9 protein-coding genes and 2 tRNA genes are annotated in these 11,961 nt (G+C 40.5%); 5 read left to right on the top strand and 6 right to left on the bottom strand.

Features of this window, described 5'->3' with window-relative positions:
* Window positions 1–6 precede the first annotated feature (6 nt).
* The 6 genes from WAZ74_RS06070 to WAZ74_RS06045 all read right to left on the bottom strand — a co-directional run bounded on the left by WAZ74_RS06070 (window position 7) and on the right by WAZ74_RS06045 (window position 5,681).
* Window positions 7–90: transfer RNA gene (locus WAZ74_RS06070), tRNA-Tyr, on the bottom strand.
* A 67-nt stretch (window positions 91–157) separates the two neighbouring features.
* Window positions 158–233: transfer RNA gene (locus WAZ74_RS06065), tRNA-Thr, on the bottom strand.
* 348 nt (window positions 234–581) lie between these two features.
* A complete protein-coding gene (locus WAZ74_RS06060) occupies window positions 582–1,778 on the bottom strand; it encodes an FHA domain-containing protein (protein WP_422306849.1) in 1,197 nt (398 codons plus the stop codon).
* Between the two features lie 75 nt (window positions 1,779–1,853).
* Window positions 1,854–2,705: an RsiV family protein gene (locus WAZ74_RS06055; RefSeq protein ID WP_422306847.1), complete on the bottom strand. Its 852-nt coding sequence runs from the start codon at window positions 2,703–2,705 to the stop codon at window positions 1,854–1,856.
* A 209-nt stretch (window positions 2,706–2,914) separates the two neighbouring features.
* Complete coding sequence (locus tag WAZ74_RS06050) at window positions 2,915–4,510, bottom strand: peptide chain release factor 3 (protein ID WP_422306845.1); 1,596 nt, start codon at window positions 4,508–4,510, stop codon at window positions 2,915–2,917.
* A gap of 250 nt (window positions 4,511–4,760) precedes the next feature.
* Window positions 4,761–5,681, bottom strand: a complete 921-nt coding sequence (locus tag WAZ74_RS06045) for a hypothetical protein (protein WP_422306843.1) — start codon at window positions 5,679–5,681, stop codon at window positions 4,761–4,763.
* Window positions 5,682–5,948: 267 nt separating this feature from the next.
* Between WAZ74_RS06045 and WAZ74_RS06040 the strand changes: the two genes are divergently transcribed.
* The 5 genes from WAZ74_RS06040 (at window position 5,949) to WAZ74_RS06020 (ending at window position 11,952) form a co-directional block, all read left to right on the top strand.
* Window positions 5,949–6,362, top strand: a complete 414-nt coding sequence (locus WAZ74_RS06040) for an Ohr family peroxiredoxin (protein WP_422306841.1) — start codon at window positions 5,949–5,951, stop codon at window positions 6,360–6,362.
* A 202-nt stretch (window positions 6,363–6,564) separates the two neighbouring features.
* On the top strand, window positions 6,565–9,555 hold the full coding sequence (polA, locus tag WAZ74_RS06035) for a DNA polymerase I (RefSeq protein ID WP_422306839.1): 2,991 nt from the start codon (window positions 6,565–6,567) through the stop codon (window positions 9,553–9,555).
* A gap of 254 nt (window positions 9,556–9,809) precedes the next feature.
* Entirely contained in the window at window positions 9,810–10,337 is a 528-nt protein-coding gene (locus tag WAZ74_RS06030; RefSeq protein ID WP_422306837.1) for a hypothetical protein, read from the top strand.
* Window positions 10,338–10,543: 206 nt separating this feature from the next.
* Entirely contained in the window at window positions 10,544–11,332 is a 789-nt protein-coding gene (locus WAZ74_RS06025; protein ID WP_422306835.1) for an SDR family NAD(P)-dependent oxidoreductase, read from the top strand.
* A 278-nt stretch (window positions 11,333–11,610) separates the two neighbouring features.
* Window positions 11,611–11,952, top strand: coding sequence for a hypothetical protein (locus tag WAZ74_RS06020; RefSeq protein WP_422306833.1), 342 nt, complete (start codon window positions 11,611–11,613; stop codon window positions 11,950–11,952).
* The last annotated feature ends 9 nt before the right edge of the window (window positions 11,953–11,961 follow it).

Raw genomic sequence — 11,961 nt, 5'->3', positions numbered from 1 at the left:
AAAATATGGTGGTGGGAGAAGGATTCGAACCTTCGAAGCTTTCGCGACAGATTTACAGTCTGTTGGGTTTGACCGCTCCCCAATCCCACCTTAGGTTGCTTAGTACAAAAATACTTTTAGTTTAAAGCAAATTTATAAAAAGCTACTTTGAAAGAGATGGTGCCGACTGCCGGGATCGAACTGGCGACCTACTGATTACAAGTCAGTTGCTCTACCAACTGAGCTAAGTCGGCTTGTTCTCTCAAAGTGGTGGCTATTCTATCAAATATATTGAAAGACGCAAGCTATTTTTCTGTTTATTTATATTTATTTTAACGAAAAAATCCAAACGCTTGATTACAATGGATTTTTTATTAAATTTAAACAATCACTTTTATGACTCTTCATTAAATTATCTACGTTCTCAGCCAAAGAGTTAAGCAATGTCTTACTTCAAATTTACCTTCTACTGCTTAACTCTAAAAATAATTATGTAAATTTACAGCCTATTGATACTGATGAGTAATAGCAGGTTGAGTAAATACAGACGAAACCTGCTATTACTCATCTGCTACTAATATTGCCTCACAATCAAAGATTGCCTACACCATACCCGTATTAAACAGCCATAGCGCTAAACCAATAATAATGATGGCAAGAAAAACCCATACAAACCAACTACCGCTAGGCTTTTTATCAGCTGAACCTGTATTGGTAGAGTTATTAATGGCTTGATCCATCGCATTGTTACCTGTCGTACCGAGATCACGAGATTGACCTAGATTAGCGGTACCTGAAAACTGCCCTGTGGCTGCCTGTTTCGCTCGTAGGACATCGGGATCAGCCTCTTCTTGCAAGGCAGTTGTGGTGGTTTTGTCATGCTCTGGCTGAACTACTGCGTCTTGACGTAAAATTGATTCTTCAAGTGCAGCTGGCTCATCATCAATAGCTAATTCGTCATGTAAAACTGGCTGCGTTACGAGTGGCTCGTTATTAGGAGCGTCTGTCGGGGCATTCTCTAGAGCTGTCACCGCTTCTTGCTCAACGGCTACACTAGGCATCTCAGGCGTTGCGTCAATAACGGGAGCCGTTTCGACCGGTGCAGATTGCAAATTATTTGCAGCTGACAAGACGTCAGTGATTCCTGTTTCTTTAACGACTGGCTCGTCTAATGTATTTGCATTTAAATCTGGCTCTGTTTGCACAGCTGCTGCGCCAGAGATGGCTTCTAGATTGTCCTTAATAGGCAAAATTTCTTCATTAGTAGCTTCTTCATTCGTAGCCTCTTCGATAAGTGTTTCTTTGATGACAGCTTCATTAATAGCAGCTTCGTTAATAACAGATTCGTTAATAGCAGCTTCTTTAACGACTGGCTCTGCTTCAACAATAAGCGCTATTTCAGTATCAGGACTCAACATCAAAGTTGGTTTATCTGCAACTACTGCCTCATTATCCATAGCAGCCAATGGTGCAGTTACTTGAAAGCTAAAGCTTGCAAACCCAAGCGTATCATCGGCTTCAAGGTGATTAGACTCATTGGTTTCAATACGTTCCTCATTGATAAATGTACCGTTCGATGAATTCAAATCCTTGACATACAACTTACCGTTTAATACGCTCAATACGGCGTGATTACGTGATATCTGCTTGCTGCCAAGCACCACATCATTATCGCTACCACGTCCAACAGATAGGCTGTCGCTTATGGTCAATGTCAGATCACCAAGCGCTTCTGTCAAAGCTTTCAGCTGCCAGGTGTCTGTTGTTGCCGTATTCACAATATCTGTATGACTCGTCATGCTATCACTCCTTGTTTTTTATTAAATATCCAATGGCTATTTTTAAATTATTATCATAAATATTAATCATTCTAATTATTTAGGAATAAATTGGGGTTTTATGATGCCGCCAAGCTTACTATACGGAATACTAAGCACTGGCATACCATAAGCATATGGCCCAATAGAATAGTGCTGATAACGAATATCGATCCCTTTATCCGTCAATGTCACGTTGTCGCTCAGGGTAAACGGCCAGTTTTTCTCATAGCTAGCGACGTCTTTATCGACCGTTTTTACCCAGTCTTTGTAAGCATTATAAGCTAGCGCTTTAAAACGTGATTTTTTACCACTCTGCAACATATCTACTAATTGAATTTGTTTTTTAGTCTTTTGGTCAAACACTAAATATTCACTATAAGGCATCCCATGAGCGCCACCGGTAAACACATAAGAATCTATCTCAAACATCTCAAAATCATTGACGTGACCCAAGTATTCAGGCGTCACCATCAAGTTATAAACAAACACGCTATCTTTAGGTAAATCCGCGAACTGTGACATAGCAAAACTATCGATGGCACTTTTGACATCTGCTTGATTGCTTTTAGTAGTGATAGGTGCTGACTCAGTTGGCTTGCTATTAACGACTAGATTATTAATACGCTCATTGGCGATATCGTTTATCCAAGAATGATTAGTCTTGAGATATTTGATCTCAATCTCTGGACAGTTATCACGCTTAAGGCAAGTTTCTTGTATCTTTTTTGGTAGTTCATAACCGAGATAATCAGTGCTACTAATAAGACTACCAGCATGCGCTGATAAGCTTAGCACGCTAAACAGCGCCCCACTACCTAACAAAGGAATTAGACGCAGCCAGCCAGTCTTTAAAGCTAACTGTTTGGCTGGTTTTGACTTGTTATTAAGTTGGGTTGCAGATTTCATATAGCCTCTTTGATATTTATATATAGAAGGGTTATTGATATTCTACCGTAACAGCTGTTCTATAGTGTAGGAACACTGTTTTCATTTTCGAGTAATTGATATTTATCACACAGAAGGCATGTGTTCTTTGAATAATTCATAAGCAATAAAAAAGACACGATAGGCGTGTCTTTTAAAGTTAAGCATAAAGCGTGATAAGAGGTCTAATTTTAGTGCTCGCGGGTATTGCTAAAGGTGACTTCTGGATAGCGATCTTGCATCAGCTGCAAATTAACTCGTGATGGCGCAAGATACGTCAAATAACCACCGCCATCCAATGATAGTTGGTCATGGGCTTTACGTTTAAATTTAGCCAGCGCTACTTCATCATCGCAATGAATCCAGCGTACCGTCGCAATAGATACTGGCTCAAAGATACATTGTACTTTGTATTCTTCTTTAAGACGATGCGCAACCACTTCAAACTGTAGTACACCTACAGCGCCCAAGATTAAATCATTATTAATCTGCGGCATAAAGACCTGAGTTGCGCCCTCTTCACTTAGCTGTTGCAACCCTTTTTGTAAAGCTTTTGATTTGAGAGGATCTTTGAGCACCACACGGCGGAATAATTCAGGCGCAAAATGCGGAATACCGGTGAAATTCAGCTCTTCGCCCTCAGTGAAACTATCACCGATAGAAATCGTGCCATGATTATGCAGACCGATAATATCACCTGGATACGCTTCTTCTAGCGTTTCACGATCACCGGCCAAAAAGGTCAATGCATCAGCAATACGTACGTCTTTACCCAAACGTACGTGCTTCATCTTCATGCCTTTCTCGTACTTACCTGAGCAGACGCGTAAAAAAGCAATGCGGTCACGATGGCGCGGATCCATATTGGCCTGAATTTTAAAGACAAAACCACTAAAAGCGGTCTCTGTTGCTGCTACTTCGCGCTCAGTAGTCGGGTGCGCTTTTGGTGGTGGTGAGTATTTTACCAGCGTATCAAGTACCATATTGACACCAAAATTACCGAGTGCCGTACCAAATAATACTGGCGTCATCTCGCCAGCTAAAAACGCTTCTACACTAAAGTCCTCTAACGCCATTTGCACCAGCTCAAGAGACTCTTCAAATGAATTGAACATCAGCGCGCCCAAGCGTTCTCGAATATCAGGATAATCATAACCCTCGCGAGTCTCAGCCACCGTAATCTTACCGCCGTAACCTTTCTCGTAGAGGTAAGTTTTATTTTCGGTCAAATGATAGACCCCAACAAAATCCTGCCCCATACCGATAGGCCACGTTAGCGGAATGCATTTAATTTTCAAAACTGCTTCGATTTCACTAAGCAGCTCAAGCGGCTCACGAATCTGGCGATCAAGTTTATTAACAAATGAGATGATGGGCGTATCACGCATTCGGCAGACTTCCATCAGCTTGATGGTACGTTCTTCAACGCCTTTTGCGCCATCAACCATCATCAGCGCACTGTCTACTGCGGTCAAAGTGCGATAAGTATCTTCACTAAAATCGGCGTGACCAGGGGTATCCAGCAAGTTGACCATGTGCTCTTGGTAGGGAAACTGCATGACCGAGGTGGTAATAGAAATACCACGTTCTTGCTCCATGCTCATCCAATCTGACGTCGCATGACGATCAGTTTTGCGGCCTTTCACTTCGCCCGCCACCTGAATCGCTTGACCCCATAGCAGCAGCTTTTCGGTCATGGTGGTTTTACCAGCATCGGGATGCGAGATAATGGCAAAGGTGCGGCGTTTGGCCACTTCTTTATTTAATTTCTTTGGATCTACGCTCATAATGAGTAACTTATCGTTAAATTTTGGAAGAAAAATAGCAGGATACAATAAAAGAGATAATAGTAAATATGATGGATTTTGATGCGCGTATTGTAGCGGATTTACAGTCAAGATGCTATTTTTGCTGACTTTTATCAAGGTAAAAATCAATACAATGAAACAATAAAAAAGGCGAGAAAGTAGTATGGCTAACCACTTTATCGCCTTGCTTTTGCTTATTTAATATATTCCAAGCAGTATCATAACGAACTTATTTTTTATAACTGTCCGATATCTCTTTTGCTAAAAAATCAGCAGCAACATCATTATACAGTGTACAGTCAACCAATCCGTTACGTTCATCCGCATTAGGTCCAGTTGTGCCACTAGCAACATAATCAGTCTCATATATGCGATTACTGTTATTGTAGGCATAGACAACAGCACTGTAAATATATTCTGGCTCATCGTTTATGGCAAAAAACTTAACCTGTGACGCCGTTTGACGATTGCTTATCCCTACTCCAAAGCCTTCTTTAGTTTGCGATGGACGACTATCGTTGAAGCGATTTTTCGCGACATTAAGCCAGTCATTAAGCGTTCGATAATTGGTTTCGTCTTTTGCATTGAATGCTAAAAACTCACGCTCACTAGTGGTTACTGGTATATAACAAATAGAACCCTCTGGAAAGGCAATATCAACATTGTTAGCTGATATTTTTGAGTAAGTATTTAAGGCGGTACGAATACCAGAGCTATTGTTTGTATTGTTTCCAGCTTTATAGCTATCAGCTTTGCGTCCTGATAAATCAACCTTATTATAAGTAACTCTATAATCTAGAACAGTATTACTGTTTTTAAGATAAATAGGACGTCTGACCGTAAGACCATTCACCTCAATATATCTGTTTTCTAGCGTTCCTTCAAAATTGTTGACTAACACTGTTTTATCTAGCGTATTAATTCCTTGGCTATTAAAATTACCTACAATATTGATAACTTCACTATTATGCTCTCCTATGCGGTATTTTTCATTGATACGCGCAATATTGTTAGAGTTGCCCTCAAAGCTAGCAATCGTAATCTCATTACTACTACCCGAACCAAAAACAGCATCTTCACCCTCACCGCAGCCAGTAAGGCTAAACACCAGTAAAGATAGCGCAATAGGTGTCACTATTAGTTTGTTCATCGTAGGGCGTCCTTATTCTCAAAATGTTTGAATAGATTGTTTTTACCGTTTTGTATGCGGCTTTATGCACCTAGTTTACCCTACTGTAACTATGAGTTATAGAGAAGCTATGGTCATCATAGTGAATTAAGAAAGTTAACTTACAAATTCATAGCATATTTTTACTGCGGCTATCGATGTCTAAGCTTATGGTCTGTTATGCTAAATGGGCTATTTAAAAGCTAGTGATAAGAATCATTTATAATAATTCATATAAAAGGACATTTTATGCAAACTCTATATTCTACTAAAGGTACAGTTACTGGTGGTCGTACAGGTAACGCCAGTCTGCAAGACAGCGATCTGACCATTAATATGGTCGCACCAGGCTCTGGTAAAGAGGGTAATAATCCAGAGCAGCTATTTGCCATGGGCTATGCGGCCTGCTTTGATGGTGCACTTGCTGCGGTCAAAGGCGCGGAAAAAGCAAAGTTCGACTCTACAACAGAAGTATCGGTAGACTTACTTAAAGGTGAAGGTTTAGATTTTCAATTAGCCGTTAAAATCCACGTTGTTGGCGAAAATACAGAGCTGTCAGCGGATGAGTTCCAGCAATTGGTCGAAAAAGCCAACAAAGTCTGCCCATATTCTAAAGCTACCCACGGTAACATTGATAGCGAAGTGACTTCAGAAGTAAAATAAGTCCTCAATGATGACGATATTGCTAAATAAAAGAACTCAGTTGATCTGGGTTCTTTTTTTATGTGTGGTTCAATTATATTTATTTTAACCATAAAAACTATTGATGCTAGAACATCTCGTAACTTTTAAGGAGTTCGGCACGCACTGATTTTATCGTTATAATAAGAGCATATTTTTACCTAATAGCTGATAAGTGACTTTTATGACTGACCACATGACCAATGCCAAAACAGACAGTGACCACAACTCGCATCAAGCGCTCAACCCTAAATCCTTGCCAAACTTCGATACCATGCCCAATGTAGCGACCATGGACACCAGTCATGTCGATAAGAATCAGCCGCCTTTTATCTTGGTTGATGGCTCTTATTATCTATTTCGCACTTATCACGCCTTGCCAAAAACCATGCAAAACTCGCAAGGACTGATAACAAATGCCATCCGTGGCACGCTCAATGCGCTGCTAAAGCTAATGCGCCGTTATCATCCGACTCATATGGCGGTCTGCTTTGATACCAAATCGCCGACTTTTCGCCATCATATGTCTGCTGATTATAAGGCCGCTCGTCCGCCCATCGACATAGAGCTGGTGGAACAGATTCCTTATATCCATCGTTTGGTGACGGCGTTAGGTATCCCACTATTACGCATTGAAGGAGCGGAAGCCGATGATATCATCGGTACACTGGCGCATCGTGCGGTTGAACAAGGTCATCACGTGGTCATCTCCACTGGCGATAAAGATATGATGCAACTGGTTAATGACTGCGTGATATTGGAAGACAGCTTTACGGGAAAAGTGACAGATACTGACGCGGTCATTGAAAAATTTGGCATCAATCCCAACCAAATGATTGATTTTTTAACCTTGATGGGCGACGCCTCTGACGGTATCAAAGGCGTGCCTGGTATCGGTAAAAAAACGGCGAAAGACTTACTGGTTGAGTATGGTAATATCGACAATATGTTAAAGCATATTGGCTTTATTAAAGGTCGCGGTGCAAAGGGTTTAATTGAACACGCCGATGATATCCCGTTCAATGCAAAACTGGCCACCATCGTAACGGACTTAAATATCGGTCAAGACTGGAACGATTTAAAAATCAATACCGACCCTTGTGCCCACATAGATGAATTGCGTGATTTGTATAATGAGCTTGAGTTTAGAAACGAGCTGGCCTCTCTCGATCATCCAAACCATCCCGCCAACGCTAATGAGCATGGCTTACAAAGTGTCGCTGACAGTCAGGCCAATGCCGAATCACAAGCGCAAATCGCTAAATCTCTACAATCAAATACGATTGATAATGTGACTGATAGTAAAAGTCATGATAGAGCTTGGCATACTATCCTTGACCAGCCAGCCTTTGACAGTTTGGTCAAATTACTAGAATCTGCCCCACACTTCGTCATTGATACCGAAACGACCAGTGTTTATTGGCGTCAAGCTGAATTGGTTGGGCTATCGTTTGCCATACAAGCGCATGAAGCCTATTATATTCCGCTGACTCATACGTTAGAAAGCGACGAATTAACGGCAAAACAACTTGACCGCGATACAGTACTTGCCCGCCTAAAGCCTATTTTGGAAAATCCAAATATCGGTAAAATCGGTCAACATCTAAAATACGATGCCCATATACTTAGTCATTATGATATCGACCTAATTGGCGCAATCCATAGCAATCCCAATAATTGGGCGATGGATACCATGCTTGCTAGCTATGTCATCAATGCGGCGATTACTCGTCATGGTATGGATGACTTGGCGCGGCATTATTTGCAAACGCAAACTATTAGCTTTGAAGATGTTGCCGGTAAAGGCGCTAAGCAAGTGAGCTTTGATCAAGTGGCTATTAATATTGCGAGCGACTATGCATGTGAAGATGCCGATATCACCTATCAGTTATTTGATATTTTCAGTAAAAAACTTGCCGATGATGCTAATAACGCTAAGTTGCTACACGAGTTAGAGATTCCAACGGCCGAAATACTCTGTCAAATGGAAGCTCACGGTATTTTAATTAAACGCTCATTCTTAAACGAGCTATCAAAACGCTTTGATGAAGAAATTATCATACTAGAAAAACGCGCTTATGAAGTGGCGGGAGAAGAATTTAATCTTGGCTCTCCTAAGCAGCTTGGTGAGATGCTGTTTGATAAGCTTGGTGTTGCTGGCGGTAAAAAGACCAAATCTGGTCAATACTCGACTGGTGAAGCGGTATTATCAAAAATCGACCATCCATTGGTCGATATCACCTTAGAGTATCGCAGCCTATCCAAGCTAAAAAGCACTTATACCGATGCGCTAGACAATGTCGCAGATTCTGAGACTGACCGTGTACATACCAGCTATCATCAAGCGTTGACCAGTACCGGACGTTTATCTTCAACGGATCCCAACTTACAAAATATCCCGATCCGTACCGCTACCGGTCGCCTAATTCGCCAAGCGTTTATTGCGCCAAAAGGTCGCGTTATTTTAGCGGCGGATTACTCACAAATTGAATTACGTTTGATGGCGCATTTCTCGGGGGATGAAAATCTCACTAATGCTTTTAATGAAGGTTTAGATATTCATGCTGCTACTGCTGCTGAAGTGCTTGGAAAGGATGTCGCTGACGTCACATCAACTGAGCGTCGTAATGCTAAAGCCATTAACTTTGGTCTGCTTTATGGTATGAGTGCTTTTGGACTTGCTAAGCAACTACAGATGAGCCGCGGCGAAGCGCAAGACTATATCGATATGTACTTTGAGCGTTACCCAGGCGTGAAAAATTATATGATCAATACTCGTGCCAGCGCTTATGAGCAAGGCTATGTCGAGACGATATTGGGTCGCAAGCTTTACACCCCTGATATCAACCATAGCAACCGTATGGTCAAACAAGGTGCTGAGCGCGCTGCTATTAATGCGCCACTGCAAGGCTCAGCTGCTGATTTAATTAAGCTAGCGATGATTGCCGTCGATAAAGTATTGCCAAAAGCACAGGCAAAAATGCTGCTACAAGTCCATGATGAATTGGTATTTGAAGTTGACGAGGATAAAGTGGACGAGATTAGTAATTTGATTACCGATGCGATGCAAGATGTCTTGACAACGACTGCTGTTGACAAAGGCTGGAACGTCGACTTTGCGGTACCATTATTAGTAGAGACTGATAGTGGTCAGAATTGGGATGAAGCGCATTAATGTTTAAGTAGATTTAATAATTAAACCGATTGACTAAAGCTTGTTGCAGTTTTTACTATAGCTATCTAGCCATTACTGCCCAAATAATGGTTTTTAAGCTACCCAACTAGTAACAGTTGACACTTAAAAATAGTAGAACACTGAGGTTAGCGGTATAATAGACCTATATTATATGATTTTAAAAAAAACAATTTTCTGTCTAAAGTGAGCCTTTGTGCTCACTTTTTGATTTTAAAAAATCAGGAGCCCTTATTTTGACTACAGATGGCATCATTGAAATTCCCGGTCTTATCATGTTGATAGCCTGTATATTACGGTGTACGCAATATGTCATACAAAGTCAGAGTAAAAAAAGTCACTATTTTTGGCTAGCATCAGTATTGATATTTTTTGCTGTGATTCGTCGTGAGTTAAACTATCTGCCAGAACTCTTTATCTCGAGCGATTTTTCATTGCTAAACCGTTCTTATGACTGGTGGGAAGACGCCGTTCTTTTAATCGTTTATCTGTCTATTGTTGGCTTATTAGCTTATACATGGCGTTATCTTTGGGCGGTATTAAAGTCTGTTCCCGTCTCTTTATATCTCATCGTAGTTGCCCTAGCAACACTAGAATATATGGGCGAAAATACCATTATCATTCCTGAAATTATTGGACAAATAGTAGAAGAAATCGCAGAGACGGGTGTTTATGCTGTTGCATTGGTTTATTTGTGGCGTTTCAAAATTATTGATTTTGAAAGACATTTATCATATCACCTATATGCACCATGCAAAGTATAAAGAGCATCAGCAGTGATACCATTCACCTTAGTGCTAAAATCTTATCTATGATTTGTTATACTAAAAGCTAAAAAAAAGAACAATAGTTGGATATAATATACGTATAAATGTATAGTAAATTTGACTATTTAGTACGATATTTCTATTCAATCATCATTAATTACTACTATTAATCACCACTACTAATTACTACTAAGCGAGTCATTATGAATATATTAATTACAGGTGCATCACGCGGTATCGGTTTAGCGACAGCCAAACGACTGGTCGCAAAAGGTCATAGCGTTGGTCTTTTTGATATTGATACGATTGAGCTTGAACGGGCGATTAATGATAAAGCGTTTAAAAAAGCCCTAAAAGACAAGCGTATCGTCCATGGTCACCTTGATGTTACCGATCCTGAAGCGTGGGACACTGCCATTGATCATATGATGGACAATTTTGATGGCATTGATGTATTGATTAATAATGCGGGCATATTGGTAAGTGGTGCACTGCCCAATACTGATTTGGATAAACAGTTGTCATTGATTGATATCAACTGTAAAGGCGTTCTTATCGGCTGTCATAAGTTAGCCCCTCATTTAGCAGACGCCAAAAACGGTAAAATTATTAACGTTTCATCTGCCTCGGCGATTTATGGTCAGTCTGAAGTTGCCCCTTATTCTGCCAGTAAGTTCTTTGTACGCGGTTTGACTGAAGGCTTGAATATTGAATACTCTGAATTGGGCATAAAGGTTATTGATGTGATGCCATTATGGGTTAAGTCTGATATGACAAAAGACATTAGTGTCACCAGTATCGATCGTTTGGGTATCAACTTAACCGTCGATGATGTCGCTAAAACCTTGTGCAAGCTAAGTGGCAGCAAAAACCGTAAGCTTTCACGCACCCATTATCCTATTGGCTTTCCAGCGAAAATGCTACACACTGCTTCGCAAGTAGCTCCTGACTCACTGATGCGCTTTATCAATAGTAAAATTGGTACCAAATAAATCGGTCACTAAAAACGATATAGATAAAGTTAGAATATTTAAACGGCTATCAACTATTGGTAGCCGTTTTTTGTCAGTAGAGCACTATTTTGGCGGTAGCTGTTTCCTTGAGATAGCTATAACGTCTTGTAAATTAACAACTCAAATGAATGCGCCTCTTACATATTTTTACCGTCCTGTGACAGCTTACTACTAGAGGCAATGATGATAACCATACAAAATAGCCATAAGACAAAATTCTCATAAATCTAACACTCATAAAAATTAAGGAATATAGTATGGCTAACTCAAAAACCCCATTGCCAGAAGAGATGGATCACATCGAAGGAGATGAAAAAATTGATGATAATAGCGAAGGTAGCCAAGAGATCGATTTAGACAATCCTATGCTACATATTATTGATAATAATGACATCCCTCGCGATGATGCAGGATTTAGAAACTCGCAAGTAGGTAGCGATGCCACGCAAGGTCTTACACCGATGCATCGCCAAAATGTTGATGAGTCACGCATTGATGAGCTACTGATCGATGATAATTTAGATGATAGCGACTATCCTGACATCGTCGATATTGCAGACAGAGATGCGGCAAAATTGAGCAATGATGATAGTTTTTAAAGCGATTAC

This window comes from Psychrobacter sp., assembly GCF_049295055.1.
Classification (GTDB): domain Bacteria; phylum Pseudomonadota; class Gammaproteobacteria; order Pseudomonadales; family Moraxellaceae; genus Psychrobacter.
The sequence above is the reverse complement of the archived record's forward strand: the minus strand, read 5'-3'. Positions and strand labels throughout refer to the sequence as shown.

What these genes read in the sequence shown, in the direction of transcription:
- WAZ74_RS06060 (WP_422306849.1), bottom strand. Translation starts at nt 1,778, where the DNA reads ATGACGAGTCATACAGATATTGTGAATACGGCAACAACAGACACCTGG.
- WAZ74_RS06055 (WP_422306847.1), bottom strand. Translation starts at nt 2,705, where the DNA reads ATGAAATCTGCAACCCAACTTAATAACAAGTCAAAACCAGCCAAACAG.
- WAZ74_RS06050 (WP_422306845.1), bottom strand. Translation starts at nt 4,510, where the DNA reads ATGAGCGTAGATCCAAAGAAATTAAATAAAGAAGTGGCCAAACGCCGC.
- WAZ74_RS06045 (WP_422306843.1), bottom strand. Translation starts at nt 5,681, where the DNA reads ATGAACAAACTAATAGTGACACCTATTGCGCTATCTTTACTGGTGTTT.
- WAZ74_RS06040 (WP_422306841.1), top strand. Translation starts at nt 5,949, where the DNA reads ATGCAAACTCTATATTCTACTAAAGGTACAGTTACTGGTGGTCGTACA.
- polA (WP_422306839.1), top strand. Translation starts at nt 6,565, where the DNA reads ATGACTGACCACATGACCAATGCCAAAACAGACAGTGACCACAACTCG.
- WAZ74_RS06025 (WP_422306835.1), top strand. Translation starts at nt 10,544, where the DNA reads ATGAATATATTAATTACAGGTGCATCACGCGGTATCGGTTTAGCGACA.
- WAZ74_RS06020 (WP_422306833.1), top strand. Translation starts at nt 11,611, where the DNA reads ATGGCTAACTCAAAAACCCCATTGCCAGAAGAGATGGATCACATCGAA.